We start from the raw sequence: 26,988 nt of genomic DNA on the forward strand, positions 1-26,988 counted from the left end.
CGGGGGTGTCAATCTGGCGTTGACTTTTGGCACGCTGTTGAGTTCTCAAGGTACGGACGCTTCCTTTGTTCCCGTTTCCGGGCCCTCCGGGCGCTTCCTTCGTTTCCGACTCTATCAGACTCTTTCGTGTCCGATTCCCGGTCTCCCGGGTCAAGTCGTTTTGTCTTTCCGGCCGTTGGGCCGTTCCGACGTCCCAGACTCTAGCGGACTTTCCGGGCGGCTCCTAATCGGGCCGTTCGAGTCGTCCGCTCCCACACTTTCCATTCGAAATGAAATTCGGCATGCCGAAATTCATCCCGTTCGGGAGGTCGCGCTGGGTTGGGGTGCCGCAAGTCTGCGGCGGACGGCTGTCGCAGAACCGTTACGGTCCCGCGACAACTCGGAGAACACTACGCACTCCCGTACCCGACGTCAACTCGGGCCGGTGGCCACGCCAGTCGTCAGTCCTCGTCCGCCGTCAGCTTCAGCGAGATCGAGTTGATGCAGTACCGCTGGTCCGTCGGGGTCGGGTAGCCCTCGCCCTCGAAGACATGGCCCAGGTGCGAGCCGCAGCGGGCGCAGCGCACCTCCGTGCGGACCATCCCGTGCGAGCGGTCGTCGATCAGCTCCACCGCGTCCGTGTCCTTCGGGTCGAAGAAGGACGGCCAGCCGCAGTGCGACTCGAACTTCGTCTCGGAGGTGAAGAGCTCCGCGCCGCAGGCCCGGCAGGAGTAGACGCCCTTCGTCTTGGTGTCCGTGTACTCACCGACGAACGCGGGCTCCGTGCCGGCCTGCCGCAGCACGGCGTACTCCCCCGGGCTCAGCTCCGCCCGCCACTGCTCGTCCGGCTTCTCGACCTCGTACGACATCGAAGGCACTCCCTCAGCTCAACCGCGCCAGGATCTGCGGGCCCAGGTCCGTCACGTCGCCCGCGCCCATGGTGAGAACGAGGTCGCCGGGCCTGGCCATTCCCGCGATCACGTCCGGCACCGTCGTCTTGTCGTGGACGGCGGTGACGTCGGCGCCGGCCGTTCCGGCCGCGTCGATGATCAGCGCGCTGGTGACGCCCGGGATCGGGTCCTCGCGCGCGGGGTAGATGTCGAGGACCACCGAGGCGTCGGCCAGCGCGAGCGCGCGGCCCATCTCGGTGCCCAGCTCCTGGGTGCGGGAGAAGAGGTGCGGCTGGAAGACCACGAGCAGCCGGGAGTCCGCGGCGGCGGCCCGCATCGCCTCCAGGTCTGCGGTCATCTCGGTCGGGTGGTGCGCGTACGAGTCGATGACCTGGACGCCCGCGGCCTCGCCCTTGAGCTGGAGACGGCGCTTGACGCCGGTGTACTTGCCGAGGGCCGAGGCCAGGTTGTGCGCCGGGATGCCGAGGGCGACGCCGGCGGCGAGCGCGGCGACCGCGTTGAGGGCGTAGTGACGGCCGGGGACCGAGACTGTGAAGGTCAGGTACTTGCCGCCGAGCAGGACGGTGACCTCGCTGGTCAGACCGCGCGGGGTGACCTTGTGGACGCGTACGTCGGCGTGCTCGTCCGCTCCGTACGTCACGACCTTCAGCGACGAGAGGTCGCGCACCCGGCGGGTCAGCTCGACGGCGCCCGCCTGGTCGGCGGAGATGACGAGGGTGCCGCCGGGGACGACCTTGCCGACGAAGGTCTCGAAGGAGTCGTAGATCTCGTCCATCGAGGCGTAGTTGGCGTGGTGGTCGAGTTCGACGTTGAGGACGATGGCGACCTCGGGGTCGTACTTCTGGAAGCTGCGGTCGCTCTCGTCCGCCTCGGCCACGAAGATGTCGCCCTCGCCGTGGCGGGCGTTGGTGCCGGGTCCGGCGAGGTCGCCGCCGATCGCGTACGAGGGGTCGAGGCCCAGCTCGGTCAGGGCGACGGCCAGCATCGAGGTGGTGGTCGTCTTGCCGTGGGTGCCGGCGACGGCGATCGCGCGCAGGCCGCCCATGAGCGCGGCGAGCGCGTCGGAGCGGTGGACGACGGGGATGGCGAGCTCGGCCGCGCGGACGAGCTCCGGGTTGTCGGCGCGGATGGCGCTGGAGACGACGACGCTGCTGGCGTCGGAGGCGAGGTGCTCGGTGGCGTGCCCGATGTGGACGGTCGCGCCGAGCGCGCGCAGCGCCTCGGCCGTGCCGGACTCCTTGGCGTCGCTGCCGGCGACCTTCGCGCCGCGCTGGGCCAGGATCTTCGCGATCCCCGACATTCCGGCACCGCCGATGCCGATGAAGTGCGGCCGTTCCATGGCGGTGGGAATCGCGGGTGCCATTGCGTGTGTCTCCCGGGGGTGCGACGTACGGAGTTCGGTTCGGCCTCAGCCTATTCGCTGGGCGGCGCTCGCCCTATTCGCCGGTCGGCGGGCGCACGGGGTGTCCGCCCGGCGGGCGGGAGCCTCCCCCTCTCCCCCGGGCGCCCGGCCCCTTACTCGCTGTGCGCCTCCTCGCTGTGCGCGAAGAGCTTGAGGACGGGGACGCCGACCTTGTGGCGGGCCCGGGAGGCCCAGTCGCGGTGGAAGAACTCCTCCACGTAGTGCGGCGCCGTCAGCACGATGACCTCGTCGGCGTTCACCCCGTCGACGACGGACTTCAGCAGGTCCAGGGGGTGGTCCTCGACGATCTGGCCGACGGCCTGGCTGCCGGTCGCACGCAGGGACGCCAGTGAGTGCTCCAGTGCGCGTACGGCAGCGGCCGGGCCCTGGTCGCCGGTCTCGTGGACGGCCTCGTCGAGTTCACCGAGGGCCACGTCGTCGATGGCGCGCAGGAGGCGGTCCTGGTCGCCCCGGGGCTGCATGAGCACGACGAAGGAGACCGGCTCGTCGCCGTGCAGGGTGGTGACGAATTCCACGTCCACGGAGGTCAGGGGCTTCTCGATCATCAATACGCTTGTGAACACGACAAACGCCCTTCTCTTCACTCCGGCCGGTGCCCCGCGAGGCAGCGGGGCCTCGACGTGGTTACCCGCCCCTGCGGAAACCATCCTTCCCCGTGCCCGCACGGGGTCTGCGTGAGTAAGTGTGCCCACCGGAAGCTAACCGGAACGGCAAATTCCGCTGATTGTCAGATTCGACGGTAACGCGTGTAGAGGAACCCGGCCTCTTCCAGCAGCGACTCCAGCCGGAAGTGCTCCGGAGCGCTCACCGGCGGCCCTCCGGCGATGCGCTGAGCACTGCCCGCGGTGAGCATCGGCGACACCGTCAGACACAGCTCGTCGAGCACTCCGGCGGCCACGAACTGGCCGAGCAGCCGGGGCCCGCCCTCCGTCAGCATCCGGCGCAGCCCCCGCTCGGCCAGCGCCGCGACCGCCCTGGCGGGCTCCACGCCCGGCCCGTCGCCCGCAACCACGACCTCCGCGCCGGCCAGCTCGGCCGCGCGTACCCGGTCCGGCGGCGCGGCGGCGCCGGTCAGGATCAGGGTGGGCACCAGCGGCGAGGTGAACAGGGGCAGGCCGAAGTCCAGGTCGAGACCGGCCGTCACCACCGCGATCACGGGAGCCGGGCCCTGGCCCGCGGCCGCGCGCCGGGTCGCGAAGGCCTGCCGCGCCCGGGCCGGGCGGTAGCCCTCCTGACGTACCGTTTCCGCGCCCACCACGACCACATCGGCCAGCGCCCGCAGGGTGCCGAAGATCCGCATGTCGGTGTCGGAGGAGAGGGGCTGCGAGCGGCCCTCATGCTGGCCCGCGCCGTCGAGCGAGGAGACCATGTTGGCCCGCAGCCAGGGGCCGTCCGTCTCGGGGTACGCGTAGGCCTCCGCCAGCGCGTCGAACGACCACTCGCCCTGGTCGGAGGCGGATGTCTGGTCGGTCACAGGGAACAGGCGTCGCATCCGTGCAGTCTTACACGGCGCTTACAGTGGGGAACTGTGTCGACCAGTCCCATAACCGAAGCGGCCCCGCTGTCGCTCTGCGCGCGCGAGCCGCATGTCCCCGCCGACCGTCTGGTCGCCGAGATGGTGCCGCCGCCGCGGTTCGACTCGGTCCGCTTCGAGACGTACGTACCGGACCCGAACCAGCCCAGCCAGAGCGAGGCCGTCAAGGTGCTCGGCTCCTTCGCGGCCGGTCTGGGCGGGGCGCACGCCACCGGGAGCGGGCGCCGCAAGTGGTTCGCCAGGAAGCCGGCCGCGCCGACCGGGCCGCGCGGGGTCTATCTGGACGGCGGGTACGGCGTCGGCAAGACCCATCTGCTGGCCTCGCTGTGGCACGCCACCCCGGCCGAGCCCGCGCTCAAGGCGTTCGGCACCTTCGTGGAGCTGACGAACCTGGTCGGCGCGCTGGGCTTCCAGCAGACCGTGCGCACCCTGAGCGGGCACCGGCTGCTCTGCATCGACGAGTTCGAGCTGGACGACCCGGGCGACACGGTCCTGGTGTCGTCGCTGCTCGGCAAGCTGGTGGAGCAGGGCGTGGCGCTGGCCGCGACCTCCAACACGCTGCCCGGCAAGCTGGGCGAGGGCCGGTTCGCGGCCGTCGACTTCCTGCGCGAGATCCAGGGCCTGTCGGCGCACTTCCGCCCGCTGCGGATCGACGGCGAGGACTACCGCCACCGGGGGCTGCCCGAGGCTCCGGCGCCGTACTCGGACGAGCAGGTCGCCAAGGCCGCGTACGCGACCGAGGGCGCGGCGCTCGACGACTTCCCCGGGCTGCTCGGCCATCTGTCGCGGGTCCACCCCAGCCGGTACGGGGCGCTCACCGACGGCGTGACGGCGGTGTGCCTCACCGATGTGCAGCCGGTTCCCGACCAGTCGACCGCGCTGCGGCTCGTGGTCCTCGCCGACCGGCTCTACGACCGCGAGGTGCCGGTGCTGGCGTCCGGGGTCCCCTTCGACCGGCTGTTCAGTGACGAGATGCTGAACGGCGGTTACCGGAAGAAGTACTTCCGGGCCATCTCCCGGCTCACTGCCCTCGCTCGCGACGCGAAGGGGCTTGTGGAGCAGTAGGTTTGGCGTACAGGGGGCCGTAAACCCCCTTAGCCACCAGAAGGGATACATCATGGCCACCACGCGTACGGCGCACACGGTCTGGGAGGGCGAGCTCCTCAAGGGTTCGGGGACCGTCACCTTCGACTCGTCCGGCATCGGTTCGCAGCCGGTCAGCTGGGCGTCCCGCGCCGAGCAGGCCAACGGCAAGACCAGCCCGGAGGAGCTCATCGCGGGCGCGCACTCCAGCTGCTTCTCCATGGCCCTCTCGCACGCTCTGGCCGGCGCGGGCAACCCGCCCACCCGGCTTGAGACCAAGGCGGACGTGACGTTCCAGCCGGGCGAGGGCATCACCGGCATCCACCTCACCGTGCGCGGCGAGGTGCCGGGTCTGGACGCGGACGGCTTCGCGGCCGCCGCCGAGGACGCCAAGAAGAACTGCCCGGTCAGCCAGGCGCTCACGGGCACCACGATCACGCTGACCGCCGAGCTCGTCTGACGCTCCGGCCTTCCGTCCGGTCGGCGCATCCCGCGCTGTCCGGCCGACTCCCCGGCCGTTTTCGGCCATGTGAAGCGACACGACCCGCATGATCCGCGTATCACCCGATCGCGTGATGGATCATGCGGGTCTCGTCATTACCTGTCCGCCAACAGGGGAGTTGCCTCATGTCCGAAGCGCGAGCAACACGACGTCAGATCCTCGCCCGCACCGGCGCGTCCGCCGCCGCGATCGCTTTCACGGGCGCGGTCTCCGAACTCTTCAGCGGGGGCCCGGCCGCGGCCGCCCCCAGTCGGCGCGGCTACGGGCCGCTGGTGCCCGATCCGGCCGGGCTGCTCGATCTGCCGGAAGGATTCCGCTACCGGGTGCTCTCGCGCGAGGGCGACCAACTGCGCTCCGGCGAGGGCCGGGTGCCGAGCAACCACGACGGCATGGCCGCGTTCGCGGGGCGCCGCGGCGGCGTCCGGCTGGTGCGCAACCACGAGAACCGGGTCACCGCCGCGATCCCGGTCCCCCATGTGGAGGGGCTGGTGTACGACCCGATGGGCAAGGGCGGGTGTATGGCCCTGGAGCTCGACGCGGAGAACCGGGTGCTGTCCGAGCGGGTCGCCCTCAGCGGCACCGCCGTCAACTGCGCGGGCGGCCGCACCCCTTGGAACACCTGGCTGAGCTGTGAGGAGACCGAGGACCGGGCCGGTACCAACGGGTACACCAAGGACCACGGCTTCGTCTTCGAGGTCGACGGCGCCGACCCGCGCCGCACCGGGGCCGTACCGCTCACCGCGATGGGCCGCTTCCAGCACGAGGCGATCGCGATCGACCCGTACCGAGGGGTCGTGTACGAGACCGAGGACGCCTTCGACAAGCCCTTCGGGCTCTTCTACCGCTTCCTGCCGAACCGGCCGCTCGGCGGCACGGGCTCGCTGCGCGCGGGCGGCGCCCTGGAGGCGATGCGCGTCCCGGACGTGCCCGATCTGTCGGTGGTGCAGGAGCCGGGCGCGCGCTTCGACGGGATCGAGTGGGTGCCGGTGCCCGACCCGTCGGCCCGGCGGACGCCGGTCCGGCTCCAGGACTTCGGCCGGGGCGGCATCACCCACGCGCAGAAGCTGGAGGGCTGCTACTGGAGCGGCGACTGCGTCTACTTCGTCTCCAGCTACGCGCGCGTGGCCGAGGGCTCGGGCGCCGACCACTTCGGCCAGGTGTGGCGGTACGAGCCGAGGCGCCGCCGCCTCACCCTGGTGGTCGTCTTCGGCCCGGCCACCGACATCCAGCTGCCCGGCGAGTCCCCGGACAACATCACGCTCGCGCCGGACGGCGGCCTGATGGTCTGCGAGGACGGCAACGGCGCCCAGCACGTCTTCGGACTGACCCGGCGCGGCGAGGTGTACGCCATGGCACGCGGCCGCCAAGACATCGGCAAGCCCGGCGCCCCCGAATGGGGCGAGTTCGCGGGGGTCACCTTCGCGCCGGACGGGCGCACCATGTACGTCAACTGCTACACGCCGGGGACGACCTTCGCGGTGACGGGCCCCTTCACCCACTAGCGCTCGCGCCGCGTCGCGTTCCGTCGCACGATCGAGGGAACCGACCGTAAGGGGTGCGCAGTGGCCAAGCAGGGCAGCAAAGGCGGCAAGGGCAGGAAGAAGCCCGAGCAGCGGGATCTGCGCCGGCTGCTGCGCGTCCCCGGGGGCAAGCGCGTCGACCTCGCCTCCTATCCGGCCGACGCCACCCCGGCCGGGCCGAAGGACAAGGCGGAGGGGCTGGCGGCGACCGCCCGGATGGGCGAGGAGCTCGCCGGGCTGCAGGAGCGGCTGTACGCGGCGAGCACGGCGGGCGACCGGCGCCGGGTGCTGCTGGTGCTCCAGGGTATGGACACCAGCGGCAAGGGCGGCACGGTCAAGCACGTCATCGGCCTGTTCAACCCGTCCGGCTGCCGCATCAAGGCGTTCAAGGCGCCCACCCGGGAGGAGCTGAACCACCCCTTCCTGTGGCGGATCATGCGGGCGCTGCCGCAGCCCGGCGAGATCGGCATCTTCGACCGCTCGCACTACGAGGACGTGCTGATCGCCCGGGTCCGCGAGCTGGTCCCGCGCCGCCAGCTGGGCCGCCGCTACGGGCAGATCAGCCGGTTCGAGCAGTCGCTCGCGGACGACGGCGTGAGCGTGGTCAAGGTCTTCCTGCACATCAGTTACGAGCAGCAGCGCCGGCGGCTCCTTGAGCGGCTCGACAATCCGGACAAGCACTGGAAGTTCAACCCGGGCGACATCGACGAGCGGGCGCTGTGGCCCGCGTACCAGGAGGCGTACGAGATCGCCCTGGAGCGGTGCTCGACGGACGCGGCCCCCTGGTACCTGGTGCCCTCCGACCGCAAGTGGTACCGGAACTGGGCGATCAGCCGGCTCCTCCTGGAGCATCTGCGGGAGCTCGATCCGCGGTACCCGAAGGGCGACTTCGACGTGGAGGAGTGCCGGACGCGGCTGCTGACCTGACGTACCTGATGTTCCGTCAGATCGCCATGGCCTCCTGGATCCAGCGGTTCACCCGGTACGGCAGCCACCACGCCAGGTCGCCCACCTCCAGGACCAGCTTCTCGGAGAGGAAGTCGGCCAGGACCGCGGGCGGGACCGAGTCCGCCGGGGCGCCGTGCACCAGGGCCTCGATGACCTCGTGGTACTCGGGCTCGTCCGCGGTGAAGCGGCGCAGGTCGCCCCAGCGGCGGTCGCGGATCTGGACGAAGCCGGGCCCCTGGCGCCACAGGCACTTGCACAGGTAGTGGCCGTCGCGCCACCGGCGCAGCGCTTCGGCCGCGTCGGCGGGCCCCTCCAGGCGCTGCGGCGGCTGGATGTGGCTCAGGACCTGCCAGGCGTCGGCGTCCGCCGCCGGGTCGAGCCGCAGTCTCCACTCGACGAGCACGGCGCGGGCGGTGAGGTCGCGCACGAGGCTGAGGGCGCGTACGGCCCGGTGGGCGGCGCCCGGGGCGCGCGGGTCGGCGAGGTCGACCGGCTCGGCGAGGCGGACGCGGCGCACGCCCGTCTCCCACAGCCGGTCGGCCTCCTCTCCCGCGGGGCCGGTCAGTTCGAGGTCGCCCAGGTGCATTCCGGGCAGGGCGCAGGCGTCGGGGTCGTAGTCGCGCCAGGCGGCGACGGTGAGGGCCGCGGTGCGCGTGGTGAGGGCGGTGCTCATCGGGCTGGTCCTCCGGCTCGTACGGTCTTCGCGGTCGGCGGTCGTCGCCGTCATACGTGGGCGGGCTCGGGGCGGGCGGGCTGCTCGGCCGCGTCGAGGGCGGCGTGGGCGTGGCGCATGAAGTCCAGGCGCAGCAGGTCCTCGTTGACGGCCGAGGGCGCGATGTGGACGTACTGGCCGCCGTCGGTGAAGACGATGCCGAGCGCGAGCCAGGAGTCGAGCAGGCGCTGCACCTCGCTCTCGTCGCGGGCGGGGGCGTCCTTGGCGCGGGCGGCGGCCTTGCGGGTGAGGGCGGCGGCCGTGTGCGGCTGGTCCAGGAGGCGGAAGGCGACCAGTTCGTACGGGTCGGTCAGCTCCATCGCGCGCCACGCGAACGTCCGGCGCCGGCTGACCAGGACGATGCGGTCGCCGAGGTCGGTGTGGGTGAGCCGGGCGTCCGCGTGGTGCTTCTTCCAGGCGTCGATGGCGTCGTTGAGCGCGGTGACGGTGGGTTCGCCGATGCCGCGCTGGGGGGCCTCGAAGACGTACGCGAGGTCGTAGAGCTCCGACTCGGGCAGGTCGTAGGTGAAGCGGTAGTGCTCCTCGGGGCGCAGGCCGTCGAAGCCGAGCTCGGGGCGGTTGAAGTAGGGGCTGAAGCGCTCGATGGCGATGCGCGCGGACAGGTCGACCGGCGGGTTGAGGTGTTCGAGGGCCGGTATCTGGGCGATCACCGGGTCGTAGTCCTCGGCGGTCTCGCCCGGGAAGCCGTGCAGATAGTTCCAGGCCACCGAGAGCCCGGTCTCGGCGCCGTCGCGGAGCATCCGGACGTTCTGGCAGCCGCTGACGCCCTTGTCCATCAGGTCGAGGACCCGGTTGTTGAGGCTCTCGATGCCCGGCTGGACGTAGATGAGCCCGGCCTCGGCGAGCGTACGCAGCTGGCTGCGGCGCATGTTGGCCTTGATCTCGATGTGCATGCGCAGGTCGTAGCCGCTCTCGATGATGCGGGGCAGCACCGTGGAGAGGTAGCCCATGTCGAGGATGTTGTCGACGAGGTACATGTCGAGGACCCGGTGGCGGCGGGCGAGCTCCATGATCTCCGAGTAGAACGTCTCGGGGGTCTTGGAGCGGTACTGCATGAAGGAGCCGTTGAGCCCGCAGAACGTGCAGTGGTGCTTCTCGCCCCACCAGCAACCCCGCGCCCCCTCGACCACCAGCTTCGGCTCGACCCAGTTGCGAGCCACCGAGGTGCCGAGCCGCTCGAAGTAGCCGCTGTAGTCGGGGGGCAGGATGGCGACGGGCGGGATCGGGCTGGTGGCCATCGGGTTGACCACGGCCGTGCCGTCGGCGGCGCGGTGGCACAGGCCCGGCACGGCGGCGAGCGCGGCCGGGTCGGAGCCCTCGCCGATGGCGGTGAGCAGCTGGGGGAAGGCCGTCTCGCCCTCGCCGCGGATGACGTGATCCACGAACGTGAAGTTGCGGTGGACGGCCTCGCCCTGCTCGCCGTCGCAGTTGGCGCCGCCCATCACGGTCACGATGTGCGGGGCGAGCCGCTTGACGTGCCGGGCGGCGGCGAGGGCCGCGGTGTTCTGCTGGAAGGTGGAGGTGAAGCCGACGACATCGGGCCCGTACGCGACGATCCGCTCGGCGATCATCTCCACGAACTCCGGTACGACGCGGTGCAGTTCCTGTGACATACGCAGCCGGGACTTGCGCAGCTTGCCCTTCATCGCATCCGCGAACTCCTGGTCGCGCCAGGTCGGGTCGGAGTAGAGGGCGGAGGAGAACACCCAGTCGCCGCAGCCCATGAAATAGGAGGAGAGCGCGTAGTACTCGTAGTCGTCGGCGGTGAATTCGGTGCGCTCGGTGATCCAGTCGGTGAATTCGAGATTGGCGTGCAGCACTTCCGCCTTGGCGCCCGGCACGCGTTCGTCGACGCTGCGCTTGAGGATTCCCAGGGCCAGCGACGGCAGGTCGATCGGCGACCAGGGCATGTTGACCAGCAGAACACGCATGTGGGCTCCTCGCGGGTACGGCGACGTAAGGGAGTAAGAGCGGTAAGGGTGTGCGAGAGGTGGGAAAGCGAGGCACCGGCCGGCCCGGCGGTCGAGGAGACCGCCGGGCCGACTGGCGAGGATCAGTCCTCTTCGCCGTCCTCGGCGTTACGGAACGGAACCTTGATGGTCACGCCGACGCTGGGCTTGCGGTTCTCCTCGTCACCCGCGAGCGGGTCGTTCTGGATGATGTCCTTCTGCATGGGAACTCCTCTCATCGTGTCGGGTGGTGCCTGTTCCGGCGGGGGCCTTGGTGCGGACCCGTCCGGAATCCCCGCTCCGGTCCGAGCGGGGAGTCTGGGGAGCGGCCGCGCGGCCGGGGCCGCGCAGCTCGCGGTCGAGGAAGACGACGGCGCGGCGCAGGACCGCCACGTGGTCGTCCGCCTGGTAGCCGTCGTGGCCGGTCTCCAGCCACATCGACTCGTGCGGTACGCGCGCGTGGCGCAGCGCGGCGAGGTAGTCGCGCACCTGGCCGGGCGGGCACTTGGCGTCCCGGGTCGCGGCGGCGACCAGGAGCGGGGCCCGCACGGCGGCCGCGTACCGCAGGGGCGAGCTGCGCTCGTACCGCTCGGGCACCTCGTCGGGGGTGCCGCCGAACAGCCGCTCGTCCAGGGCGCGCAGGGCCGGGGTGCTGGTGCGGTAGGCGGCGGCGCAGTCGGCCACGGGCTTCACCGCGACGCCCGCCTGCCACAGGTCCGGGCGCAGCCCGAGGGCGAGCAGGACGAGGTAGCCGCCCCAGGAGGTGCCCCACAGCCCGGCCGCGTCGGCGCGGACGACGCCGCTCGCGACGAGGTCCGCGCGCACCGCGACCAGGTCGTCGACCTGGGTGAGCCCGACGCCCTGGCCGAACGCCCGGCGCCAGCGCGGCCCGTATCCGGTGGAGCCGCGGTAGTTGACGCGGACGACGGCGAAGCCGGAGGCGACCAGCGAGTGGACCACGCCGTCGTAGGCGTCCCGGTCGTGGTCGGCGGGCCCGCCGTGCACCAGGAACACGGCGGGGACGGCTCCCCTGCGGCCCTCGGGCAGGCTGAGCAGGCTGTGCACCGGGCCGTCGGGGCCGGGCGTCCACAGGTCCCGGTGCTCGCCGGGCACCGGGGCGGGGATGCCGTGCGTGGGCGGCAGCGGCGTCCCGGCGGTGGAGCCCATCCGGGGCGGATTCGCGGTGTCCGTCCAGAGGTAGTGGACGTCGGTTCCGGCGCGGGGCGCGGCGTCCAGGAGGGTGCCGCGCGGCACCGGCACCGGCTCGACCGTGCGTGCGCGCAGGTCGACGCGGTGCAGGGTGCTGCGGCCGTGGCGGTCCTGGCGTACGAGGACGGAGTGGCCGTCGGGGTGCCAGCGGGCGGTGATCTCGGTGTCGAAGGCGCACCAGGTGTGGGTGGTGATGCCGGACGCGGGCCCGGATCCGGGGTGCGGTTCCGTGTCGGGGTGCCCGGTGCGGGGCTCTGTTTCCGGGCGGCCGGTGCCGGGCTCGCCGTCCGGGCGCCAACTCGCCAGCAGATAGCGGTCGTCGGCCTCGCGGACGAGGAGCAGTTCGGCGCGGTCGCCGGTGGGGGCGAAGCCCAGGGACCAGAGCCTGCCGTGCTCGCCGTCGCCGGGCAGCACCGCGCGCGTGGTGCCGTCGTCGGCGAGGACGGTCACGGCCCGCGCCGAGCCCGCCGCGCCGCTGACGGCGAGGAGGCGGCCGTCAGGGGTGATGCCGGAGAGGGTGGCGTGGCCGTCGACGCGCGTCACTTCGCGGGCCGGGCCGCCGCGCGGGCCGATGTGGACGGCGGTGGTCCGGGCGTCCCCGAGGCCCATCGCGACCGTCGCGTTGTCACCGACGGCGAGGCCGCGCGGCTCGCCCGGGGCCGGGCCGGTCAGGCCGGGGAGGTCCGCGCCCCCGTCGAAGGGCTGGAACCGCCAGTGCCCGGCGCCGTGTTCGTCCTCGTCGAACCACCACACCTGGCCGTCGCGGTCGATGGCGTGGTGGAAGGTGCCGTGCGGGCGGTCGGTGACCTGCCGGGTGCGTCCGGTCCCGGCGTCCCAGGTGAACACCTCGCAGCGGCCCTCGGCGTCGGCGGTGAACGCCATCCGCGCCGGGTCGGCGGCGCACACCTCGGGCAGGGCGGCCCGGTAGACCTGGTAGCGGCCGGTCATACGGCGACCCCCCGAGCCGGGACTCGTCCGTACGTCGTCCAGCAGGCGAGCAGCGTGAGCACCGCCGCGCTCGCGACGGCGGGCGCGGCGGTGCCCGCGCGGGACGCGCACACGCCCGCGACGACGGGCGCGAGGGCGGCGGAGCTACCGACGGCGGTGGCGAGGACCGCGCCGGTACGGGCCTGGAGGGCGGGCGGGGTCTCCTGGATCGCCCGGGACTGAAGCACCACGGTGACCAGCGGCATCAGCAGGCAGAACACCCCGAACAGACCGCCGTACGCCCAGGGCCCCTTCGCGGCCGCGAGCGCGGCGGCGAGCGGCACCAGCAGCCACGAGACGGTGACCAGGAGCCGGGCCGCGCTGATCCGGCCCGCGATGTGCGGCGCGGCCAGCGACCCGACGAGCCCGGCGGCGCCGGAGAGCGCGAGGACGAGACCCATCGGGGCGCCGCCGTGGCCGCCCTTCTGGAGGGTGAAGACGGCGCCGTAGTACAGCGCGACGATCACGCCGTTGACGGTGGCCGTCCAGATCAGGACGAGCCGGAGGAAGGGCGAGGTGCGGACGAGGGCGAGCCCGGCGCCGAGCTCGGCGCGGAGGGCGGGGCGGCGCGGAGGGCTTGGGCGGGGGCCGGCCGGGCTCTGGGCGCCGGGCAGGGTCTGGACGTCGGGCAGGGTCTGGGCGCCGGGCGCACCCCGCTTCGGCTCCTTTGCCGCTCCTCCGGGCGCCGCTCCTTCCGACCCCGCCGCTCCCCCGAAAACCGCCTCCCCCTCCCCCGGCCGCAGGTCCGACTTCAGCGCGCCCACGCACACCGCCGCGACCGCGTACGACACCGCGTCCGCGACGAAGGGCAGGGCGCGGGAGGCCTGGTAGAGGGCGCCACCCAGGGCCGGGCCGAGGACCAGCGCGCCCTGGTCGGCGGCCGAGAGCCCGGCCACCACCCGGGGGCTGTCGGCGGGCGGGGCGATCAGGGCCACGGTGCCGGCCGCGGCCGCCTCGTACACGGCGGTGGAGAATCGTTCCACCAGGACGGCGCCCAGGAGCAGGACGAGCGGCGGGCGCCCCACGGCGGCGGCGACGGCCACCCCGCCCATGGCGAACGCCGAGACCAGTGCGGACCAGAGCATCACCGGTTTGCGCGCGCCCCGGTCGGCGGGCACGGCGGCGATCGGCGCGAGGAGCAGTCCGGCCGCGGTCGACACGCCCGCGACGAGCCCGACGGTCGTGGCCGAGTGGCCGAGGCCCAGGAGCAGCAGCGGCAGGACGACGCCGGAGGCCTGGGAGCCGAGCGCGTCGGTGGCGCTCGCGCACCAGAACAGCCGGACGTCCCGGGACAGCGGCCGACGGACGACGGCCTTGCCGGGCGCCGCGGTGGCGGATCCCATCAGCGCCCCACAGGCAACAGAGCTAACTCAGGCAACTGCGGTAACAGCCCCGCGCACGCCGGAAACCCTGGTTCACGCACAGCCACCCCACAGTTGGTCAGGTTGCGAAGAAAGTGTGCAGGATTCGAAACGAGCGGGAGCCTAACCACGGGCCCGCCGGAGCGACAAGGGTCCTGCCGCCGAGGCCGGAATTGAACTCTGTAAGCGCTCGGCAAAGAAACCGATTGCTCTGTACGGGTTCCCGCGCGGGCGGCGGCTCTTACCGACTCCGGTGCGGGGCAAGGGGAATGGCCGCGTCCTCCGCGACCGGAGCCGTCGGCCGGATCCGGCACCCTCGCTTCGCTGCGGCGAACGCCCCGCCCGAACACGCCGGATCGTGCACCACGACTGGCATATTCACCTTTCCTGCGGCGAACCGGACCCGGCGTGCGCACGGCGTACGGCCGGCGCGCGGCCGGTCCCGGGCACCCCGCCGAGGCGACTCGACGCACCCGGATGCGCTCCCCGGCGCCGGGCACTCGGACCGGTTCCGTCCGGTTCACTCATTGGCCGGAAACGTATGTGGCCCGACGGCCGCGCACACCTCTGCTCAGCAAATGATCGGATAGTTTCCGCCCGTGACCATTTCTGTACGAAAGCTGCTGGCGATTGCCGTTCTCGGTGCCGCGCTCGCGGGCTGCAGCTCCGATCCCGCCCCCGCCGACCGTGGCGCGAAGGCGGCGCCGGGCGCGAGCAAGCCGTCCCCCGCCCCCTCGGCTCCCCCCGCCTCCCCCACCCCGCGGGCCTCCGTCCAGGCGCCCACCCTCGCGCCCGGCCCCGGCGGTCTCACCCCCGTCTTCAGCCGCGCCCCCAAGGGCGGCAAGGGCGCCGAGAAGGTCGTCGCGCTCACCTTCGACGCCGACATGACCGCCGACCAGGGCCCGCGCGCGGCGAGCGGCGAGCGCTTCGACAACCCCGCGCTCATCGCCGATCTGCGGCGGCTCAAGGTGCCCGCCACCGTCTTCATGACGGGCCGCTGGGCCGACGAGTACCCGGCCGAGGCGCGCGCCATCGGGACCGACCCGAACTTCGAGGTCGCCAACCACTCGTACAGCCACTACGCCTTCAAGTCCCCCTGCTACGGGCTGCCGGTCGTCGCCGGGGACGAGATGCGCGCCGACGTCGAGAAGGCGACCGCCTCCTTCAAGAAGGCCGGGGTGCGCAACGCGGTGCCGTACTTCCGCTTCCCCGGCGGCTGCTACGACGACGAGGTGCTGCGGACGCTGGCCCCGCTGAAGATGACGGCGGTGCAGTGGGACGTGGTGAGCGGTGACGCGTTCGCGCACGACGCGGACGCGGTGGCCGAGCAGGTCCTCGCCGGGGTGAAGCCGGGCTCGCTGGTGGTCATGCACTGCACCCGCAGCGCGGCGCCGGTCACCGACCGGGCGATCCAGCGGATCGTGCCGGAGCTGCGCAAGCGCGGCTACCGCTTCGTGAAGGTCTCCGGCCTCATCGGCTCGGCCGCCAAGAGGTAGACCCGGGCGCCGAGGGCCCGTGGTCAGCCGGAGCAGGCGGTGCGCTGGGCCTCCTGCCACTCGCACACCGGGCAGAGCGTGATGCCCTTGACCGACTCCGGGTACTCGGTCGGCTCGCGGCACAGCACGCACTCGGCGTACGGAGGCCCGTCGGCCGGGGCGGGCCGCTCGGGGGCGGTCGGCGCGCAGTACGTCTCGTCGTCCATACCCACGAGGCTAGTCACCCGCGCCGGGAAGTGAGCGCGCAGGCGCCCGCCCAGGCCGCGGCGGTGAGCAGCGCCGCGGCGATCAGCGGCACCAGCGCCAGATGCACGTCACCGGTCCGCGACCCGCTGACCAGGCCGTTGACGGCGTACCTGGCGGGCGACGGCTCGGCCACCAGGGCGAGCAGCGCCGCGAGCGCGGTGAGGCAGAGCGACCAGCCGCGCGCGTGCAGCAGCGGGCGGCTGCCGAGCGCCCCGACCGCCGCGCCGAGCAGCGCGCAGACCGCGCTCGCCAGCAGCCCGGCCGACGCGGCGGGGCCGAGCGGCACCGCGACCCGGTGGTCGGCACTGGCCGGATCCCCCACCGTCACGACGTACAGCGTCCCGGCGGCCCCCAGCAGCGCGGTCGCCCCGAGCGCCGTGGCCAGCGCCGCGAGATGGACCCGGCCGGGGCCCGCCGCCGCGGCCGCGCACTCACGGGCGGCGATGGGTTCCTGGGTGACGCAGACCCGGGCGAGCCAGGCGCCGACGGGGAGCAGCCCGGCGGCCGCGTACCCCAGCGCGTCGAGGACCGGGTTGCCCGGCTGGACGCCGACGACGACGAAGGCCACGTACAACAGCACGGGCGCGAGCCAGCGCTGGGAGCGCAGCAGCAGTGCGGTCTGGTAGCGGACGAGAGCGCTCATGGGCGCGACACCCTTCGGATGTGCCAGGGCGGCCGGGCGGTGAGCAGTGCGCGCAGCAGCGCGTCGGAGTGCGCGGCCGCGACCGTGAGCGTGTGCGCGCCGTCCGGGCCCGAGGTCAGCTCGGGCGCGCCGGGCAGCCCCTCGGGGGGCACGGGTCCGACCACATCGACGCGGACCAGCGGGCTCACCGCCGAGTGCTCCGCTTCCGTACGGCGGACCAGGCCGCCGCGCTCGACCGCGTACCGCGTGTCCACCGCGTCCGCGAGCCGCCGGGGGTCGTGGTCGACGAAGACCACCGCGGCGCCGTCCGCGACGCGTTCGGCGACCGCGCGGTCGAGTTCGGCGCGGGCCGGCGTGTCCAGGCCGGTCCAGGCCTCGTCGAGCACCAGGAGTTCGGGCGCGGCGACCAGGGCCTGGGCGGCGGCGACCTTCTGGCTGGTGCCCTTGGAGAGTTCGGCGAGCGGAGTACGGGCGTGGGCGCCCGCCCCGAACCGCTCCAGCCACTCCCCCGCGCGCGTGGCCGCGGTCCGCCGGGACAGGCCGTGTATGCGCCCGAGGTGGGTCACATAGCCCGCCGCCGTGAACGGCAGGGCGGCGGGGAAGCGCTCGGGCACGTACGCGGTGCGCGGGCGGCCTAGGGCCTGGCCCTCGGTGGGCGTGTCGATCCCGGCCAGCAGGCGCAGCAGGGTCGACTTGCCGGTGCCGTTGGTGCCCTCCACCCGGACCAGGGAGCCCGCGGGCAGCTCCAGGCCGACCCCGCGCAGCACCCAGGGGCCGCCGATCCCGTACCGGCGGCCCACCGAGCTCAGGGTGCGCACGGGGCTCAGTGCTGCTCGGCCTTCTTCGGGGTCGCCTCGCTCGGGCGGACGATGACGTAGCCCTCGCCCTGGAGCATCAGCTGCACGGCCTCGCCGGAGCCGCCGCGGATCATCGAGCCGATGGACTGCGAGCGGTGCAGCGAGGTGCTCAGGTTGGCGGTCCAGCCGACCACCGCGTCGGTGTCGACGTACACGGGCTGCTGCGCGGTGACCGGGATCACCAGCGGGTTGCCCTCGCAGACCAGGCCGAGCCGGCCCCAGCCGGTGAAGACGCTGTTGAAGAGGCCACCGCCGGCGATGCCGGAGCCCTTGACGGTCTTGATCTCGTACGAGAGGGACGCGTCGAAGCAGAGGACGTTGCGGCCGTTGACGGTGAGGACGTCGCCCTGCTCGATGTCGACGACGAAGCAGTTCTGCGCCTCGTGCGCGAACCACGCCTCGCCCTGGCCCTTGACCGCCATCAGCGGCAGGCCCTCGCCGGTGACGGCGCGCTTGAGCATGCCGCCTATGCCCTGGCCGCGGCGCTCGAACTGCAGGTTTCCGCGGTAGGCGATCATCGCTCCCTGGCGCGCGAGCATCTCGCCGTTGACCGCGTACTTGATGGACTTGGCGTTCTGCAGGGTCATTCCGGCCTCGGTGGCCGGCTGCGCCATGTGCTCCGATGAGAAAAGATCGCTCTTCATGGCAGGCATCCTGTCCCGGAAGGATTCATTCCGCCAAGAATCCGGGAATCGGCGGCTGGCAGACTGGTCGGGTGAGCAGTGACGAGACTCCCGTGACCCCCGCCCCGAGCCCGTTCCACCAGGAGCCGAACCCGCGCGACGAGGCCCCTCAGTACGTCCTCCCGATGGTCGTCCGCATCGAGAAGGCGGAGCCGCCGGCCCGCACCGACGCGCTGGAGACGGCCGCCCGGGCCGTGCTGGTGATGCTCAGCGACGAGCGGTCGCTCGGCGACGGGGAGTGGGCGGCGGCGGTGCGGGACTGGCAGGACGCCAGGATCCGCAAGGTGGTGCGGCGGGCGCGCGGCGCGGAGTGGCGCAAGGCCTCGGCGCTGCCGGGCATCACGGTCACCGGGAAGTCGGCGGAGGTGCGGGTCTTCCCGCCGGTCCCGCTCGACGGCTGGCCCAAGGCGCTGGTCAAGCTCCAGGTCTCCGGCACGGACCTGGACGACCCGGCCGAGCCGGGCGCGCCCGACCCGCTGGCGCCGGTGCTGTGGCTCAACCCGGAGCTCGACATGTCGGCGGGCAAGGCGATGGCCCAGGCCGGGCACGGGGCGCAGCTCGCGTGGTGGGACCTGTCGCAGGCGGAGCGCACGGCGTGGCGGGAGGCGGACTTCGCGCTGTCGGTACGGGTGGCGCCGCGCGAGCGGTGGGCGGCGCTGACGGCCGGCGGGCTGCCGGTGGTGCGGGACGCGGGGTTCACGGAGATCGCGCCGGGGTCGTGCACGGTGGTGGCGGACCATCCGGCGCTGCGCGGCCGCTGATCCGAGCGGAATGGTCCGAACTGAATGCTCTGAACAGTCTGAACGGTCTGAACGCAACACGTGTCCCGTCCGTACCTCCCGGTACTGCCAAGTTGCCTGCCTGGGAGGCATGTTGTGGGACGCATCCGACGGACGGACCGGACCGAAGGAATCGGGATCCTCGGCCGGTTCAACGGAACGGCACTGATCATCGTGGCGCTCGCCGCCACCATCGGGGCGCTCGCCTTCCCCGTCTGGTCGTACGCCGACCGGCTCGGGACGGACCAGTCGAACCTCGACCAGGCGTCCGTGTCGACCCGCTGGGGCCCGCTCTCGCCCACCGACCGCGAGTTCGTGACCAAGGTACGGCTGGCCGGGCTGTGGGAGCTGCCCGCCGGGCAGCAGGCGCAGGAGCGGGCGCCCAGCATGGCGGTCAAGATGGCGGGGGACCATCTCGTGACGGGCCACACCGCGCTCGACAAGCACGTCCGGGACGTCGCCGCGCAGCTCGGCATGGAGCTGCCCAACCAGCCCAACGAGCAGCAGCAGGGGTGGCTCAAGGAGCTGTCGGCGGCGCAGGGCCGCGACTACGAGGTCAAGTTCGCGAACTTGCTGCGGAGCGCCCACGGCAAGGTCTTCGGCCTGGTCGCCCAGGTCCGCGCCAACACCCGCAACTCGCTGGTCCGGGACCTGGCCCAGGACGCCAACCAGACGGTCCTCGACCACATCAACATGCTGGAGGCGACGGGGATGGTCGACTACGACGCGCTGGCGACGCAGAAGTAGGCAGAGGCCCATCCGGCCGGGCGAACCTCAAATGAAGCTCTGAAGGTGGGGTGCGGCGGGTTGGCGCGGGCGCGGCGGGGCCATGACCACTCCACACGTCATGACGTCATGAACGACGCCGCGACACGAACCGCCGGGGGGCGAACCATGGAGCTGGGCATCGGCATCGGCTGGCGGCCCGAGATCGCCGACGCCATCGAGCGGCTGCCGGGCGTCGACTGGGTGGAGGCGGTGGCCGAGAACCTCTGCCCCGGCCACCTTCCCGAGTCGCTGGTACGGCTGCGGCGGCGCGGGGTCACGGTCGTGCCGCACGGCGTCTCGCTGGGCCTCGGCGGCGCCGACCGGCCCGACGCGGGGCGCCTGGCCGATCTGGCGGCGCGGGCGGAGGCGCTGTCGGCTCCGCTGGTCACCGAGCACATCGCGTTCGTACGGGCCGGGGGCGCCCTCACCGCGTCGCCGCGCCTGGAGGCCGGGCACCTGCTGCCGGTGCCGCGCACCTGGGACGCGCTGGAGGTGCTCTGCGAGAACGTCCGCATCGCGCAGGACTCCTTGCCGGTGCCGCTCGCCCTGGAGAACATAGCGGCACTGGTGAACTGGCCGGACGAGGACATGACGGAGGGCCAGTTCCTGGCGGAGCTGGTGGAGCGTACGGGGGTGCGGCTCCTGATCGATGTGGCGAACCTCCACACGAACCGGGTGAACCGGGGGGAGGACCCGGCGAAGGCGCTCTCCGAGCTGCCGGTGGAGGCGATCGCGTACGTGCATGTCGCCGGGGGCGTCGAGAAGGACGGGGTGTGGCACGACACGCATGCGCATCCGGTGGGGGCGGAGGTGCTGGGCGTGCTGGCCGAGCTGGTGTCGCGGGTTTCGCCTCGGGGGGTGCTGCTGGAGCGGGACGACGCGTTTCCGCCGGAGGCGGAGTTGGCGGGTGAACTGGGGGCGATCCGTCGCGTGCTGGCGGGAGATTCCCCCACCCCGCCCCTTCCCGAAACCCTCCGGGGGTGGGTGGGGGTGGAGGTGGCCCTCCCGGGGGCTACGCCCCCGGACCCCGTTGCGGGGCCTGCGGCCCCTGCACCCCGCTCGGGGCTCCGCCCCGGACCCCGCACAGGACATTTGCCGTCCGTTGTGGGCAGGCGTTCCGCAGGCACAACGGACCACCGGCCCGCAGGCGAACAGGGCCCCGGGGCGCAGCCCCGGCTGCGTCTAGCCGTCGCGCAAACCGCCCTCCTCTCCGCCCTCGTCGCCGGCACCCCCGTCCCCCACGGCTTCGACCCCACCCGGCTCCGCGTCCAGGCACGCGCGCTCGCCGCCAAGCGCGCCGACGTCGTCGCGAAGGTGGCGCCGGAGCTGCCGCGGATCCTCGGGGACGCGTACCGCCCGGCGTACCTCGCGTACGCCAGGAGTCGCCCCATGCGCGACGGCTACCGCCGCGACGCCCTCGACTTCGTGGAGTCGCTGCTCAAGAAGGACCTCGACGGCAACGTCGCACGGCAGTTGGGCCGGTGGTGGAAGGAGCGCGCTGGCACCCGACCGCAGGGGCGGGCCGCCCGTTTCCTGAAGGGGCTGGTCAGGGCGGCCTGAGCGAGGGCGGGCAACGTACCAGCCGCCGACACCCCTCGTGGCGGCCTCGCCCAACTCGTGATGCCTCCCACACCGCCCCGTCACGGTTTTCCTCGAAACACTCCCCGGATCACCCGCCTCCGCATTACCGTGCGCACCGCACTTGGAGGCTTTCATGCGTCGGATAATTCTTTCCGGTACCGGCTTGGTCGTCGTCGCCCTGACCGCGACCATCGCCGCCCTGCTCTTCCCCGTCTGGTCCTACGCCGACCGCTCGGGCACCGGCCTCTCCAACCTCAACGCCGGGTCCGTGCCCACCCGCTGGGGGCCGCTGTCGGCCGCCGACCGGGACTTCGTCGTACGGGTCAGACTCGCGGGGCTGTGGGAGCTGCCCGCCGGGCAGCAGGCCGTCGAGCGGGCGCCCAGCGCGGCCGTCACGGCCGCCGGGCACCACCTAGTCGACGGGCACGCCTTCCTCGACGCGCGCGTGCGCGAGGTCGCGGCCCAGCTCGGGATGGAGCTGCCGGACCAGCCCAACGCCCAACAGCGGGGGTGGCTGCGGACCTTGACGTCGGAGAGCGGCACCACGTACGAGAAGGACTTCACCAACATCCTGCGCTCGGCGCACGGGAAGGTGTTCTCGCTGGTCGCGCAGATCCGGGCCAACACCCGCAACTCGCTGGTGCGCGCCCTCGCCGACGACGCCAACACGACCGTCCTGGACCACATCCGGATGCTGGAGGCGACCGGCCTCGTCGACTTCGACGCGCTGGCCCGGGACAGCGTCGCCGGAACGACCGCGTCGCCGAGCGGGCCGCCCCCGCCCACCCCGGGCGCCACTCCCGCCTCCCCCGTACCGGTCACCCCGTCGTTCCCGCTGCCGCCCGCCGCCAGCCGGGCCAACCCCACCGACACTCCGTAACGAACCGATAACTCTGTGCCCACATCGTGGGAAAGGCATGGCGCCGAGCTGACCGCTTCACATACAACTCGGCCATGTTCTGGGTACTTTTCCTGGTCGCCGCGTGCCTCGCGTCCGCGTTCTCGTGCGCGCGGCTCTGCCTCGCCGCGTCCGCCGCGGCCGACCAGGGCCCCGTCACCCGGGACCCGGAACTCGGGCTCTCGCTGTACGAGGCCGCGTTCCTGGCGGGCGGCCCGTTCCGGGTCACCGACCTGACCCTGGTCACCATGCACCGCGCCCGCCGGCTGCTGCTCGCGCACACCGGCTGGGCCACGGTCGTCGACCCGGAGGGCCGCGACGACCTGGAGCGGTCGGTGATCGGCGCGATCGGCCCGGGCGGACAGGCCCGGATAGCGGCGATCCGGTCGGCCACGGCCGCCGCCGACGCGGTGCACGCCCTGGCCGACCGGCTGGCCGCCGCCGGACTCGCCGTCCCGGACGCGACCAGGACGGGCGTCACGGCCTCCGTACGGGCCGTACGCGGCGCGGCGGCGCTCACCCTCACCCTGGGCGCGATCGCCTTCCTGATGCCTGGTCAGGACCGCGCCACCCAGGCCGAGATCGCCGCCTGGTTCTCGCTGCCGATGGTCCTGACCCTCGGCTGCCTCTTCATCGCCCGCTTCGAGGTCCATCCGCACACCCGCTGGGCCTCCCCCGACGGCCAGCGGCTGCTCGGCCGGATCGACCCGGCCGGCGACCCGCTCACCGCCGTCGCGGTACGGGGCGTGAGCGCGGTCGACGACCCGGCGCTGCGGACCGCCCTGAGCGGCCGACGGGCGGCCTGACCGGCACGTCGCTCGACGTCGGTGATCTCGGACTTTGATCCCGGCGCACCGCGCTCCGGTGCTTTACTTCACCAATTCCTCCGCTAATCATCCCTTTTGTACCGGGCCTGTCGTGCCGGATGGACCGCAAAGGGATGTGCGATGAGAGCAGCAGCGCTGTACGGAACGCTCGGTTCCCTCGTTCTTTCCACCCTGGCCGCCGCACCGGCCGGCGGCGTGGATCCGCTCACCGCCGAGGCGAGCGGCACCGTGGTCGCCGCCCAGCGCGCGGCGGCCGCCGGGATCGCCTTCGGCCACTGCCCCAAGGCGGAGATGCTCCCCGACTCCGTCCAGTGCGGCACGGTCCGGGTCCCGCTCGACTACGCCAAGCCGAGGGGCCGTCAGATCGCCCTCACCGTCAGCCGGGTGCGGGCCACCGGCAAGCGGGCCGAGCGCCAGGGCTCCCTGGTCTACAACCCCGGCGGCCCGGGCGGCTCCAGCATGTACTTCCCGATGGTCGCCGACCTGCCCGAGTGGAAGCCGCTCGCCGAGGCGTACGACCTGGTCGGCTACGCCCCGCGCGGGGTGGGCCGCTCCGCGCCGCTGTCCTGCCAGGACCCGAAGGACTTCACCAAGGCGCCCACCCAGTCCCCGACCGACCCCTCGCCCTCGTACAAACTGGAGCGGATCGCGCAGGCCAAGGCGTACGCGCAGGGCTGCGCGCGGAACGCGGGCGCGGCGCTGCGGCACTACACGAGCCTCAACAACGCGCGCGACCTCGAAGTGCTGCGGGCCGCGCTCGGCGAGGAGAAGCTGACGTTCATGGGCGCCTCCTACGGGACGTACTTCGGTGCCGTGTACGCCACGCTCTTCCCCTCCCATGTGCGCCGGATGGTCTTCGACTCGGCGGTCGACCCCGACCCGGGGCAGATCTGGTACCGCAACAACCTCGACCAGTCGCTGGCGTTCGAGGGCCGCTGGGAGGACTTCCGCGGCTGGGTCGCCCGGCACGACGACGTCTACCACCTGGGCACCACGGCCGAGCAGGTCCTGGAGAACTTCGAGAAGGTGCGCGCCCGGCTGGCCGAGGAGCCCGCGGGCGGCAAGGTCGGCCCCGGGCAGCTCCAGGCCGCCTTCCTCAAGGCCGGGTACTACGACGACTACTGGGCGATGCGGGCGACCGCGCTCTCGGCCTACCTCAAGGGCGACCCGAAGCCGCTGGTCGAGCAGGCGGCACCGCAGCCGGAGGCGGCGTGGGACGACGAGAACGCGAACGCGGTGTACACGGCCGTCGAGTGCAACGACGCGCCCTGGCCGACGGACTGGGCCACCTGGGACCGCGACAACAGCGCGCTCGCGGAGATCGCCCCGTTCGAGACGTGGGACAACGCGTGGATGAACCTGCCGTGCGCCTACTGGCCGGCGCCCCGGCAGAAGCCGGTGGACGTGAGGACGGAGCCGGGGGCGCTGCCGCCGACGCTGATCCTGGCGGCCGAGCGGGACGCGGCGACGCCGTACCCGGGGGCGCTCGAACTCCAGCGCAGACTGCCGGGGGCGGTCCTGGTGACCGAGAAGAACGCCGGTACGCACGGCATCGGCGGCGGTCCCAACAGTTGCGTCAACGGCTACCTGATGGACTACCTGCTGAACGGACGGACGCCGGTGCGGCGCGCTGCGTGCGCGCCGCACCCGGAGCCGAACCCGGTGTCGCTGGACGAGCGGTCGGCGCCCAGGGCTGGGCAGCGGCCGTCCGCTCTCTGATCTTCCGGGTCAGGGGTGGATCCGGGCCCGCCTGGGCGGGCCCGGCCACCGGGCATACGCGGTGGGGGCGGCCGTCAGGCCAGGCCCGCCACCAGATCCGCGACCGACTTGCGGCGGCCCGTGTAGAACGGGACCTCTTCGCGGACGTGCATCCGGGCCTCGGAGGCGCGCAGATGACGCATGAGGTCGACGATGCGGTACAGCTCGTCGGCCTCGAAGGCGAGCAGCCACTCGTAGTCGCCGAGCGAGAACGAGGCGACCGTGTTGGCGCGCACGTCCGGGTAGCCGCGGGCCATCTTGCCGTGGTCGGCGAGCATCCGGCGGCGGTCCTCGTCGGGCAGCAGGTACCAGTCGTAGCTGCGCACGAAGGGGTACACCGACACGTAGTCGCGCGGGGTCTCGTCGGCGAGGAAGGCCGGGATGTGCGACTTGTTGAACTCGGCGGGGCGGTGCAGCGCCATGTTCGACCAGACCGGCTCCAGGGCGCGGCCCAGCTTGGTGCGGCGGAAGAGGTTGTACGCGGTCTGCAGCTCGTCGGCCGTCTCCGCGTGCCACCAGATCATGAGGTCGGCGTCGGCCCGCAGCCCGGAGAGGTCGTAGGTGCCGCGGACGGTGATGTCCTTGGCGGCGAGCTGGTCGAACAGCTCCTGGACCTCGTCGGCGAAGCCGGAGCGGTCCTCGGGCAGCACGTCGCGCAGCTTGAAGACGGACCACAGCGTGTAGCGGATGACCTCGTTGAGGTCCTTCGCCTTCTTCCCTGCGTTCGGGATCTTTTCCGGTGCACTCATGAGGCTATTGTCCCGCGTCACGCTGAGTGTTCTGCGCCAGGGTCGACGTGGCGATGATCTCGTCCGCGGCGAGGCGGGCACCGGAGACGCACGCGGGGATGCCGACCCCGTCGTACGCGGCCCCGCAGACCCGCAGCGCGGGCAGCTTCGCGACGGCGGCGCGGACCCGGGCCACGCGCGCGAGGTGGCCCACCGGGTACTGCGGCAGGCCGCCGATCCAGCGCGTCACCTCGCTCGCGACCGGCTTGGCGGCGAGGCCCACCGCCTCCCCGAGGTCACGCAGCGACATGTCCACCAGGTCGGCGTCGTCGCGCTCCAGGTGCTCCTCCTCGCCGTACCGCCCGATCGAGGTGCGGAGCACGAAGAGGTCCGGGGCGCGGTCGGTGACCCACTGCCACTTGTACGAGGAGAAGGTGGACGCCTTGATCGTGCGGCCGTCGACGGACGGGACCAGGAAGCCGGAGCTGCGCTCCAGGCGCTCCAGGTCCGAGCGCCGGAAGGCCATGGTGACCAGGGCCATCGAGGCGTACTCCACGCCGGCCAACTCGGCTGCGGCGGCCGGGGACTCGGGGGCGAGCAGCGCCGACGCGGACCAGGCGGGGGACGCCAGGATCACGCCGTCCGCCTCGATCGCGGGCGCCTCCCGGGAGTCCGTGCGCACCAGCCAGCCGGTGGCGGTGCGGGTCAGGGCGAGCACCGGCGTCTCGGTGCGGATGGAGCCGCCCTTGGCCCGTACCGCGTCCGCGACCGCGAGCGGCAGGGTGCCCATGCCGCCGTCGAGGCCCATGAAGACCGGGCCGTCGTTCCGCGGCCCGGCGGCGGCCTTCGCCTGGATCCGGGCGACGCCGTCGAGCAGCGAGGTGTTCTCGCGCGCGGCGGCGAAGAGCTGGGGCACGGCGGCGCGCATCGAGATCCGGTAGGCGTCGCCCGCGTACACCCCGCCCAGGAGCGGTTCCACCAGCCGGTCGACGACCTCGCGGCCGACGCGGCGCGCGACGAACTCGCCGACGCCGATGTCGTCCCCGACCTCGGTCGGCGGCAGTTCGCGGTCCTGGGCGATCCGCGCCAGGCCCTCGGCGGAGACGATCCCGGTGAGCGAGGCGGGGTCGGCCGGGACGCCCATCAGATGCCCCTTGGGCATCGGGCGCAGCGCGCCCCGCGTCCAGATCGCCGCCGTCGCCGCGGGCGGCCGCAGCCGGTCGCCGAGGCCGACCTCGCGCGCGAGGCCGACGCCCTCGGGCCGGCGCGCCAGCATCGACTCGGCGCCGAGGTCCACGCGCGCGCCCGCGATCTCGCCCGCGTACAGCTTGCCGCCGAGGCGGTCGGTGGCCTCCAGGACCGTCACGCGCGCGCCCGACTCCAGCAGGCGGTGGGCGGCGGCGAGTCCGGAGATGCCGCCTCCGACGACGACGATGTGCGGTGCGCTGACGGCCGAGTTGTCCATGCGTCCACTCTCTCAGACGCCGCCGACAGCCCCGCGCCGAGTGCCGCGCCCGGGGAATTCCGGGGAGCTCCCGCACGTATCTTCCGAAGGAAGAGCGGGACGGACCGAGCTAGGGGTGCG

24 protein-coding genes and 1 pseudogene are annotated in these 26,988 nt (G+C 72.9%); 11 read left to right on the plus strand and 14 right to left on the minus strand.

The window, feature by feature from the left end:
* Positions 1-440: 440 nt before the first annotated feature.
* From msrB to QIY60_RS02655, 4 genes are all read right to left on the minus strand, one after another.
* Entirely contained in the window at positions 441-848 is a 408-nt protein-coding gene (gene msrB / locus QIY60_RS02640) for a peptide-methionine (R)-S-oxide reductase MsrB (protein ID WP_283140931.1), read from the minus strand.
* 13 nt (positions 849-861) lie between these two features.
* The gene (gene murC / locus QIY60_RS02645; RefSeq protein ID WP_283140932.1) at positions 862-2,253 is read right to left on the minus strand and encodes a UDP-N-acetylmuramate--L-alanine ligase; all 1,392 of its coding nucleotides are present in this window, start codon (positions 2,251-2,253) and stop codon (positions 862-864) included.
* A 152-nt stretch (positions 2,254-2,405) separates the two neighbouring features.
* A complete protein-coding gene (locus QIY60_RS02650; protein ID WP_283140933.1) occupies positions 2,406-2,876 on the minus strand; it encodes an indole-3-glycerol phosphate synthase in 471 nt (156 codons plus the stop codon).
* 164 nt (positions 2,877-3,040) lie between these two features.
* Positions 3,041-3,805, minus strand: a complete 765-nt coding sequence (locus QIY60_RS02655; protein ID WP_283140934.1) for a pyrimidine reductase family protein — start codon at positions 3,803-3,805, stop codon at positions 3,041-3,043.
* A gap of 36 nt (positions 3,806-3,841) precedes the next feature.
* Here QIY60_RS02655 and zapE point away from each other — a divergent pair, with 36 nt between their 5' ends.
* The 4 genes from zapE to QIY60_RS02675 all read left to right on the plus strand — a co-directional run bounded on the left by zapE (position 3,842) and on the right by QIY60_RS02675 (position 7,879).
* On the plus strand, positions 3,842-4,912 hold the full coding sequence (gene zapE / locus QIY60_RS02660) for a cell division protein ZapE (RefSeq protein ID WP_283140935.1): 1,071 nt from the start codon (positions 3,842-3,844) through the stop codon (positions 4,910-4,912).
* Between the two features lie 52 nt (positions 4,913-4,964).
* Positions 4,965-5,390 carry an OsmC family protein gene (locus QIY60_RS02665; protein ID WP_283140936.1) on the plus strand — a complete coding sequence of 142 codons (426 nt, stop codon included), beginning with the start codon at positions 4,965-4,967 and terminating at the stop codon, positions 5,388-5,390.
* A 167-nt stretch (positions 5,391-5,557) separates the two neighbouring features.
* On the plus strand, positions 5,558-6,934 hold the full coding sequence (locus tag QIY60_RS02670; RefSeq protein WP_283140937.1) for an alkaline phosphatase PhoX: 1,377 nt from the start codon (positions 5,558-5,560) through the stop codon (positions 6,932-6,934).
* Positions 6,935-6,994: 60 nt separating this feature from the next.
* A complete protein-coding gene (locus tag QIY60_RS02675; protein ID WP_283140938.1) occupies positions 6,995-7,879 on the plus strand; it encodes a PPK2 family polyphosphate kinase in 885 nt (294 codons plus the stop codon).
* A gap of 16 nt (positions 7,880-7,895) precedes the next feature.
* On the opposite strand, the gene QIY60_RS02680 is transcribed toward QIY60_RS02675, so the two are convergent.
* From QIY60_RS02680 to QIY60_RS02695, 4 genes are all read right to left on the minus strand, one after another.
* Entirely contained in the window at positions 7,896-8,573 is a 678-nt protein-coding gene (locus QIY60_RS02680) for a DUF5825 family protein (protein ID WP_283140939.1), read from the minus strand.
* A 50-nt stretch (positions 8,574-8,623) separates the two neighbouring features.
* A complete protein-coding gene (locus tag QIY60_RS02685) occupies positions 8,624-10,564 on the minus strand; it encodes a RiPP maturation radical SAM C-methyltransferase (RefSeq protein ID WP_283140940.1) in 1,941 nt (646 codons plus the stop codon).
* 201 nt (positions 10,565-10,765) lie between these two features.
* On the minus strand, positions 10,766-12,739 hold the full coding sequence (locus tag QIY60_RS02690) for a prolyl oligopeptidase family serine peptidase (protein WP_283140941.1): 1,974 nt from the start codon (positions 12,737-12,739) through the stop codon (positions 10,766-10,768).
* On the minus strand, positions 12,736-14,121 hold the full coding sequence (locus tag QIY60_RS02695; protein ID WP_283140942.1) for an MFS transporter: 1,386 nt from the start codon (positions 14,119-14,121) through the stop codon (positions 12,736-12,738). The genes QIY60_RS02690 and QIY60_RS02695 overlap by 4 nt, the downstream gene beginning before the upstream one ends.
* Positions 14,122-14,738: 617 nt before the next feature.
* Between QIY60_RS02695 and QIY60_RS02700 the strand changes: the two genes are divergently transcribed.
* Positions 14,739-15,635: a polysaccharide deacetylase family protein gene (locus tag QIY60_RS02700; RefSeq protein WP_283140943.1), complete on the plus strand. Its 897-nt coding sequence runs from the start codon at positions 14,739-14,741 to the stop codon at positions 15,633-15,635.
* Between the two features lie 23 nt (positions 15,636-15,658).
* Here the strand turns inward: QIY60_RS02700 and QIY60_RS02705 are convergent, their stop codons facing one another.
* Genes QIY60_RS02705 through QIY60_RS02720 form a run of 4 tightly spaced genes read right to left on the minus strand, consistent with a single transcriptional unit; the run spans position 15,659 to position 18,025 of the window.
* Positions 15,659-15,841 carry a hypothetical protein gene (locus QIY60_RS02705; RefSeq protein WP_283140944.1) on the minus strand — a complete coding sequence of 61 codons (183 nt, stop codon included), beginning with the start codon at positions 15,839-15,841 and terminating at the stop codon, positions 15,659-15,661.
* Between the two features lie 14 nt (positions 15,842-15,855).
* Positions 15,856-16,524: an ABC transporter gene (locus QIY60_RS02710; RefSeq protein WP_283140945.1), complete on the minus strand. Its 669-nt coding sequence runs from the start codon at positions 16,522-16,524 to the stop codon at positions 15,856-15,858.
* A complete protein-coding gene (locus QIY60_RS02715; protein WP_283140946.1) occupies positions 16,521-17,342 on the minus strand; it encodes an ATP-binding cassette domain-containing protein in 822 nt (273 codons plus the stop codon). Before QIY60_RS02715 ends, QIY60_RS02710 begins: the two co-directional genes overlap by 4 nt.
* 5 nt (positions 17,343-17,347) lie before the next feature.
* On the minus strand, positions 17,348-18,025 hold the full coding sequence (locus QIY60_RS02720; RefSeq protein WP_283140947.1) for an AIM24 family protein: 678 nt from the start codon (positions 18,023-18,025) through the stop codon (positions 17,348-17,350).
* Between the two features lie 71 nt (positions 18,026-18,096).
* Here QIY60_RS02720 and QIY60_RS02725 point away from each other — a divergent pair, with 71 nt between their 5' ends.
* The 6 genes and pseudogenes from QIY60_RS02725 to QIY60_RS02750 all read left to right on the plus strand — a co-directional run bounded on the left by QIY60_RS02725 (position 18,097) and on the right by QIY60_RS02750 (position 24,636).
* Positions 18,097-18,825, plus strand: coding sequence for a peptidyl-tRNA hydrolase (locus tag QIY60_RS02725; RefSeq protein ID WP_283140948.1), 729 nt, complete (start codon positions 18,097-18,099; stop codon positions 18,823-18,825).
* A gap of 156 nt (positions 18,826-18,981) precedes the next feature.
* A pseudogene (locus QIY60_RS02730) lies at positions 18,982-19,584 on the plus strand (DUF4142 domain-containing protein); the annotation flags it as partial.
* 153 nt (positions 19,585-19,737) lie between these two features.
* Positions 19,738-21,171 carry a DUF692 domain-containing protein gene (locus QIY60_RS02735; RefSeq protein ID WP_283140949.1) on the plus strand — a complete coding sequence of 478 codons (1,434 nt, stop codon included), beginning with the start codon at positions 19,738-19,740 and terminating at the stop codon, positions 21,169-21,171.
* Between the two features lie 154 nt (positions 21,172-21,325).
* On the plus strand, positions 21,326-22,072 hold the full coding sequence (locus QIY60_RS02740) for a DUF4142 domain-containing protein (protein ID WP_283140950.1): 747 nt from the start codon (positions 21,326-21,328) through the stop codon (positions 22,070-22,072).
* Positions 22,073-22,146: 74 nt separating this feature from the next.
* The gene (locus QIY60_RS02745) at positions 22,147-22,896 is read left to right on the plus strand and encodes a TIGR04222 domain-containing membrane protein (RefSeq protein WP_283140951.1); all 750 of its coding nucleotides are present in this window, start codon (positions 22,147-22,149) and stop codon (positions 22,894-22,896) included.
* Positions 22,897-23,037: 141 nt separating this feature from the next.
* Complete coding sequence (locus QIY60_RS02750) at positions 23,038-24,636, plus strand: alpha/beta hydrolase (RefSeq protein WP_283140952.1); 1,599 nt, start codon at positions 23,038-23,040, stop codon at positions 24,634-24,636.
* Positions 24,637-24,710: 74 nt separating this feature from the next.
* Here QIY60_RS02750 and hemQ read toward each other — a convergent pair whose 3' ends face one another.
* Together hemQ and hemG are read right to left on the minus strand one after the other, a co-directional pair.
* Positions 24,711-25,424 (minus strand): hydrogen peroxide-dependent heme synthase, encoded by a 714-nt coding sequence (gene hemQ / locus QIY60_RS02755; protein WP_283140953.1) that lies wholly within the window; start codon positions 25,422-25,424, stop codon positions 24,711-24,713.
* A 4-nt stretch (positions 25,425-25,428) separates the two neighbouring features.
* Positions 25,429-26,868 (minus strand): protoporphyrinogen oxidase, encoded by a 1,440-nt coding sequence (hemG, locus tag QIY60_RS02760; RefSeq protein ID WP_283140954.1) that lies wholly within the window; start codon positions 26,866-26,868, stop codon positions 25,429-25,431.
* Between the last annotated feature and the right edge of the window lie 120 nt (positions 26,869-26,988).

The organism is Streptomyces sp. BPTC-684 (assembly GCF_030028635.1).
GTDB lineage: Bacteria > Actinomycetota > Actinomycetes > Streptomycetales > Streptomycetaceae > Streptomyces > Streptomyces noboritoensis.

Excerpts from the sequence above, each read along its gene's own strand:
- QIY60_RS02665 (WP_283140936.1), top strand. The coding sequence starts at position 4,965 with ATGGCCACCACGCGTACGGCGCACACGGTCTGGGAGGGCGAGCTCCTC.
- QIY60_RS02720 (WP_283140947.1), bottom strand. The coding sequence starts at position 18,025 with ATGAAGAGCGATCTTTTCTCATCGGAGCACATGGCGCAGCCGGCCACC.
- QIY60_RS02670 (WP_283140937.1), top strand. The coding sequence starts at position 5,558 with ATGTCCGAAGCGCGAGCAACACGACGTCAGATCCTCGCCCGCACCGGC.
- QIY60_RS02695 (WP_283140942.1), bottom strand. The coding sequence starts at position 14,121 with ATGGGATCCGCCACCGCGGCGCCCGGCAAGGCCGTCGTCCGTCGGCCG.
- QIY60_RS02690 (WP_283140941.1), bottom strand. The coding sequence starts at position 12,739 with ATGACCGGCCGCTACCAGGTCTACCGGGCCGCCCTGCCCGAGGTGTGC.
- QIY60_RS02655 (WP_283140934.1), bottom strand. The coding sequence starts at position 3,805 with ATGCGACGCCTGTTCCCTGTGACCGACCAGACATCCGCCTCCGACCAG.
- QIY60_RS02735 (WP_283140949.1), top strand. The coding sequence starts at position 19,738 with ATGGAGCTGGGCATCGGCATCGGCTGGCGGCCCGAGATCGCCGACGCC.
- hemG (WP_283140954.1), bottom strand. The coding sequence starts at position 26,868 with ATGGACAACTCGGCCGTCAGCGCACCGCACATCGTCGTCGTCGGAGGC.
- QIY60_RS02680 (WP_283140939.1), bottom strand. The coding sequence starts at position 8,573 with ATGAGCACCGCCCTCACCACGCGCACCGCGGCCCTCACCGTCGCCGCC.
- murC (WP_283140932.1), bottom strand. The coding sequence starts at position 2,253 with ATGGCACCCGCGATTCCCACCGCCATGGAACGGCCGCACTTCATCGGC.
- QIY60_RS02745 (WP_283140951.1), top strand. The coding sequence starts at position 22,147 with ATGTTCTGGGTACTTTTCCTGGTCGCCGCGTGCCTCGCGTCCGCGTTC.
- QIY60_RS02710 (WP_283140945.1), bottom strand. The coding sequence starts at position 16,524 with ATGAGCGCTCTCGTCCGCTACCAGACCGCACTGCTGCTGCGCTCCCAG.
- QIY60_RS02740 (WP_283140950.1), top strand. The coding sequence starts at position 21,326 with ATGCGTCGGATAATTCTTTCCGGTACCGGCTTGGTCGTCGTCGCCCTG.
- QIY60_RS02750 (WP_283140952.1), top strand. The coding sequence starts at position 23,038 with ATGAGAGCAGCAGCGCTGTACGGAACGCTCGGTTCCCTCGTTCTTTCC.
- hemQ (WP_283140953.1), bottom strand. The coding sequence starts at position 25,424 with ATGAGTGCACCGGAAAAGATCCCGAACGCAGGGAAGAAGGCGAAGGAC.
- QIY60_RS02685 (WP_283140940.1), bottom strand. The coding sequence starts at position 10,564 with ATGCGTGTTCTGCTGGTCAACATGCCCTGGTCGCCGATCGACCTGCCG.
- QIY60_RS02705 (WP_283140944.1), bottom strand. The coding sequence starts at position 15,841 with ATGGACGACGAGACGTACTGCGCGCCGACCGCCCCCGAGCGGCCCGCC.
- msrB (WP_283140931.1), bottom strand. The coding sequence starts at position 848 with ATGTCGTACGAGGTCGAGAAGCCGGACGAGCAGTGGCGGGCGGAGCTG.